This window comes from Streptomyces sp. 8K308 (genome assembly GCF_004348315.1).
GTDB lineage: Bacteria > Actinomycetota > Actinomycetes > Streptomycetales > Streptomycetaceae > Streptomyces.
In genome coordinates, this window is sequence record NZ_SMKC01000498.1 from 1 (window position 1) to 3,904 (window position 3,904).

Here is a 3,904-nt window from a genome sequence, read left to right on the forward strand (position 1 = left end):
CCGCCGCACCGACGCCGTCCACCCCACCAACGGCCTCTTCGAGACCGACCCGCCCGAGCACACGCGGCTGCGCCGCGCCGTCAGCCCCTGGTTCACCCGCGACGCGCTCGACGGCCTCCGGCCCTTCGTCGAGGACACCGCCGAACGACTGGTCACCGCCGCCCTGCGCGAACCGGCCCCCGTGGACCTGATGACCACCCTCGCCCAACCCCTGCCCCTCGCCGTGCTCGGCCGCCTGCTCGGCCTCCCCGACGACGACCGACACGCCGAGCTGACCGAGTGGGTGACCGCCACCCTCTCCCTCTCCAGCCACTCCGTGGCCCACGCCAACGCCGGCCGCCAGGCCCTGCGCGACCACATCGCGGCCGTGGTGCGGCACAAGCGGGCCCGCCCGGACGACTCACTGCTCAGCGCGCTGGCCAACGCCGAGGACGCCGCCCGACTGGCCCCGGAGGAACAGATCACCATGGGCGTCACCCTCACCATGGCCGGATTCGAGACCACCGTCGCCCAACTCGGCCTCACCCTCATCGCGTGCTCGACCAACGCGACCGCTACCGGGCGCTGTGCGCGGACCGGACCCGCGTCCCGGACGTCGTCGAGGAGGCCCTGCGGCTGAGCCCACTGATCCACGCCGGGCTGCTCCGCGTCACCCTGCGGGACGTGACGCTCTCCGCCACCGTCATCCCTGCGGGCAGCGCCGTGCTGGCCGCCACCCACTCGGCCAACCGCGACCGCCCCGACGGCCCTCACCTCGCCTTCGGACACGGCCCGCACTACTGCCTGGGCGCGCCCCTGGCCCGCCTGGAGCTCACCACCGTGCTGCACAGCCTGGTCAGACACGCGCCCGAGCTGCGGCTCGCCACGCCCGCGCGGGACATCCCGCTCCTGCTCGGCGGCCGGTTCGCCCGTCCCGCCACCCTGCCGGTGCTCACCTGACGACGGCCTCAGGGCCCCTCTCCAACCGCCTTCCCCTGGTTTCCTCGACCACCCGCACGACGAAGAGCGCGGACAGCAGCGCGAAGCCGGCGTAGAGGGCGTACGTGGCCGAAAGATTCCACTCGGACAGGCGCGGAAAGCCCTCCGTGACGGCCCAGTTGGCGATCCAGTTGGAGGCCGTCGCCACCGACATGGCGGCCGCGCGCACGCGGAACGGGAACATCTCGCCGACCATGACCCACAGGATCACGCCCCACGAGACGGCGAAGAAGAGGACGAAGGTGTGGGCGGCGACCAGGGCCACCGTGCCCTGCGTCTCGGGGATCGAGATGTCGTCTCCCGCGCCGCTCTTGTGGGAGAAGGCCCACGAGGCGAAACCGAGGGACACCGCCATGCCGAGCGAGCCCACCAGGGCCAGCGGCTTGCGGCCGACCCGGTCGATGAACAGCATCGCCACGACCGTGCCGACGATGTTGACGATCGAGGTGGACAGGCTGATCAGCAACGAGTTCGCCTGGTCGATGCCGACGGACTGCCCGCGTGGACCCGACGAGCGAGTCAGCGGAATGGGTCGTGAACAGGCGGGACGGCGCCGTGCGGGACGTCGCTGCTAGTGTCCGGCCCGGCAGAGCGCGTCGACGGGGAATACGAGGAGCGATGGACGAGTTGATGGACGAGCGGACCGTGCCCGGGACCGCGCTGCGCGCGACGGCGGTCAGCATCGGCACCTCCTTCCTGGGCGACCCGCCGCAGCCGGACGGGACGCCGGCACCGGCCGCCGACGCCCTGGCGCGGGCGATGTTCGCCAGCCCCTTCGCCGTGATCGACACCTCGAACAACTACGCGCGAGGCCGCAGCGAAACCGTCCTCGGGGCCGCCGTCCGCCGCGATGGGCTGCCGGCCGGCAAGGCGATCGTCACCAAGGTCGACGCCGCCCCGGACACCGGAGCGCTGGACCGTGACCGGGTCTGGCGGTCGTTCGAGGAAAGCGTCGCGCGCCTGGGGATCGAGCGGCTGCCGCTACTCCACCTGCACGACCCCTACACCATCGAGGTCGAGGAGGCGTTCGCGCCCGGCGGGGCCGTACAGGGGCTGACCGAGCTGCGCGACCAGGGCCTGGTCGGGGCCCTCGGCATCGCCGCCGGCCCCGTCTCCCTGATGCGCCGGTACGCCCTCAGCGGCGCGTTCGACGTCCTGCTGACCCACAACCGCTACACGCTCGTCGACCGCCGGGCCGAGGAGCTGATCGACCTGGCGGCCGAGCGCGGCATCGGCGTCTTCAACGCCGCCCCCTTCGGCGGCGGTATCCTCGCCGGCTCAGGCGAGACGTACGCCTACCGGCAGGCCGGCCCCGAACTCCTCGCGTGGGTGGCGCGCGCCCGCGAGCTGTGCGGGCGGTGGGACATCCCGCTCCACGCCGTGGCGCTGCGGTACTCGCTGCGCCACCCGGGCATCGCCTCGACGATCGTGGGCGTCGGCCGCCCCGAGCGCCTTGCGCAGCTCGGGCGCCTCCAGGCCACCCCGATCCCGGAGGAGTTCTGGCCTGAGCTCGCCGCGCTTGGCACGCCGCCGTCGACGCTCGAGGACTGACGGCGTGCCGGCTCGTCGCCCCGCGTCCGCCACCGCCGACGCCGGCCCGGGTCGCCAGGCCGGGTGAGCCTCACTGCTCGCCGGTGAGGATCCAGCGGGCGGTGTGGCGGACGCCGTCGAGGTTCCGCACTTGGCCCACCGGGGCCGGCAGCTGATGCTTGGGCAGTGAGGTGACCCGGCTGATCGACACGCTGTCGTCCTCGCCCAACGGGGCGGCCCACACCACGTCGAGGTCGTCGTCGGCGTTGAAGGCGACGCCGGAGATCACGGCGAACAGCTCGCCGCCGTGCGGGACGACGTCGCCAGGACGCGGGTACCCCCCGGCGGCGATGGCCGCCCGGTGCCGGGCGCGGTACGCATCGGGGAACTCCGGGCGCGGCTCGTCGCCGGTCACCCCCCACACCAGGAAGTCCACCACGCCGCGTCGGATCAGAGGGTCCGCTCGTGCCCCACCGTGCCGTTGATGCTGAGGCCGCCGTCCACGACGATCTCCTGTCCCGTGAGGTAGCGGGATGCCCGCGAGGCGAGGAACAGCGCCACGTCGGCCATCTCCTGCGCCGTGCCGATCCGGCCGAGCGCGATGCGCTGTTCGTAGGTGGCGCGCACCGCCGGGGTGTACGCGGTGGCGTTCATCTCCGTGTCGGTGGCTCCCGGCGCCAGGGCGTTGACGGTTATGCGCGCCGGTGCGAGGTCGAGCGCGAGGGTCTTGGTGAGTCCGACGATCCCGGCCTTGGCCGTGATGTACGCGGACATCCCGCTGACGGCCAGCACGTCGGAGGCGGAGGACACGTTGATGATGCGCCCGCCGTTTCCCTGGGCCGCCATGCGGCTGGCCGCGGCCGAGCAGCCGTAGAAGTACCCGTGGAGATTCGGTGCCAGCACACCGTGCCAGTCCTCCGCGGTCACTTCGGAGAACGGCTTCACCATCAGGCGCGCGGCGTTGTTGACCCAGACGTCGATGCCGCCCCATCGCTGCACGGCTCCGTCGGCGAGCGCCTCGACGGCCGTCTGGTCACCCGTGTCTCCGCGCATGAAGAAGACCTCCCTGCCCAGCGCTCGAATCTCCGCGGCGGTCTCCTCGGCCGACTCGTCACCGTCGAGGTAGATGCCGGCGACGTCGGCGCCGGCCCGGGCCAGGGTCAGCGCGATCCGCCTCCCGATTCCCCTGGACACGCCGGTGACGACCGCACGACGGCCGTGCAGGGCGAACGGATCGGGTTCCTGTGCCATGGTGGTTCCTCCGTCTCTCGGCCGGTGGCCGTGGTCCCCGGTCCTCGGGGTGACTGCCTCCTCGCCGACCGTTCCCCGTCCACGACCAGGTTGCACCGGGTGACGGGAGCCTCCCGTGCCGCGGGCCCCGGCTCGGGGTTCGGGG

At 72.9% G+C, this 3,904-nt stretch carries 5 protein-coding genes and 1 pseudogene; 3 read left to right on the forward strand and 3 right to left on the reverse strand.

Going from position 1 to position 3,904, the window contains the following annotated elements; genetic code table 11:
* Together E1265_RS37560 and E1265_RS37565 are read left to right on the forward strand one after the other, a co-directional pair.
* Positions 1–619, forward strand: a pseudogene (locus E1265_RS37560) (cytochrome P450); the annotation flags it as partial.
* Positions 535–939, forward strand: a complete 405-nt coding sequence (locus tag E1265_RS37565; protein ID WP_165953991.1) for a cytochrome P450 — start codon at positions 535–537, stop codon at positions 937–939. The pseudogene E1265_RS37560 and the gene E1265_RS37565, both read left to right, overlap by 85 nt.
* Here E1265_RS37565 and E1265_RS34685 read toward each other — a convergent pair.
* Complete coding sequence (locus E1265_RS34685) at positions 932–1,507, reverse strand: MFS transporter (RefSeq protein ID WP_132934928.1); 576 nt, start codon at positions 1,505–1,507, stop codon at positions 932–934. The genes E1265_RS37565 and E1265_RS34685 overlap by 8 nt on opposite strands.
* 89 nt (positions 1,508–1,596) lie before the next feature.
* Here E1265_RS34685 and E1265_RS34690 point away from each other — a divergent pair, with 89 nt between their 5' ends.
* Positions 1,597–2,529: an aldo/keto reductase gene (locus tag E1265_RS34690; RefSeq protein WP_243741327.1), complete on the forward strand. Its 933-nt coding sequence runs from the start codon at positions 1,597–1,599 to the stop codon at positions 2,527–2,529.
* A 70-nt stretch (positions 2,530–2,599) separates the two neighbouring features.
* Here the strand turns inward: E1265_RS34690 and E1265_RS34695 are convergent, their stop codons facing one another.
* Together E1265_RS34695 and E1265_RS34700 are read right to left on the reverse strand one after the other, a co-directional pair.
* Positions 2,600–2,947, reverse strand: coding sequence for a hypothetical protein (locus tag E1265_RS34695; RefSeq protein WP_132934929.1), 348 nt, complete (start codon positions 2,945–2,947; stop codon positions 2,600–2,602).
* Positions 2,948–2,958: 11 nt separating this feature from the next.
* Positions 2,959–3,759, reverse strand: coding sequence for an SDR family NAD(P)-dependent oxidoreductase (locus E1265_RS34700; protein WP_132934930.1), 801 nt, complete (start codon positions 3,757–3,759; stop codon positions 2,959–2,961).
* Positions 3,760–3,904: the final 145 nt, after the last annotated feature.

Excerpts from the sequence above, each read along its gene's own strand:
- E1265_RS34690 (WP_243741327.1), top strand. The coding sequence starts at position 1,597 with ATGGACGAGTTGATGGACGAGCGGACCGTGCCCGGGACCGCGCTGCGC.
- E1265_RS34700 (WP_132934930.1), bottom strand. The coding sequence starts at position 3,759 with ATGGCACAGGAACCCGATCCGTTCGCCCTGCACGGCCGTCGTGCGGTC.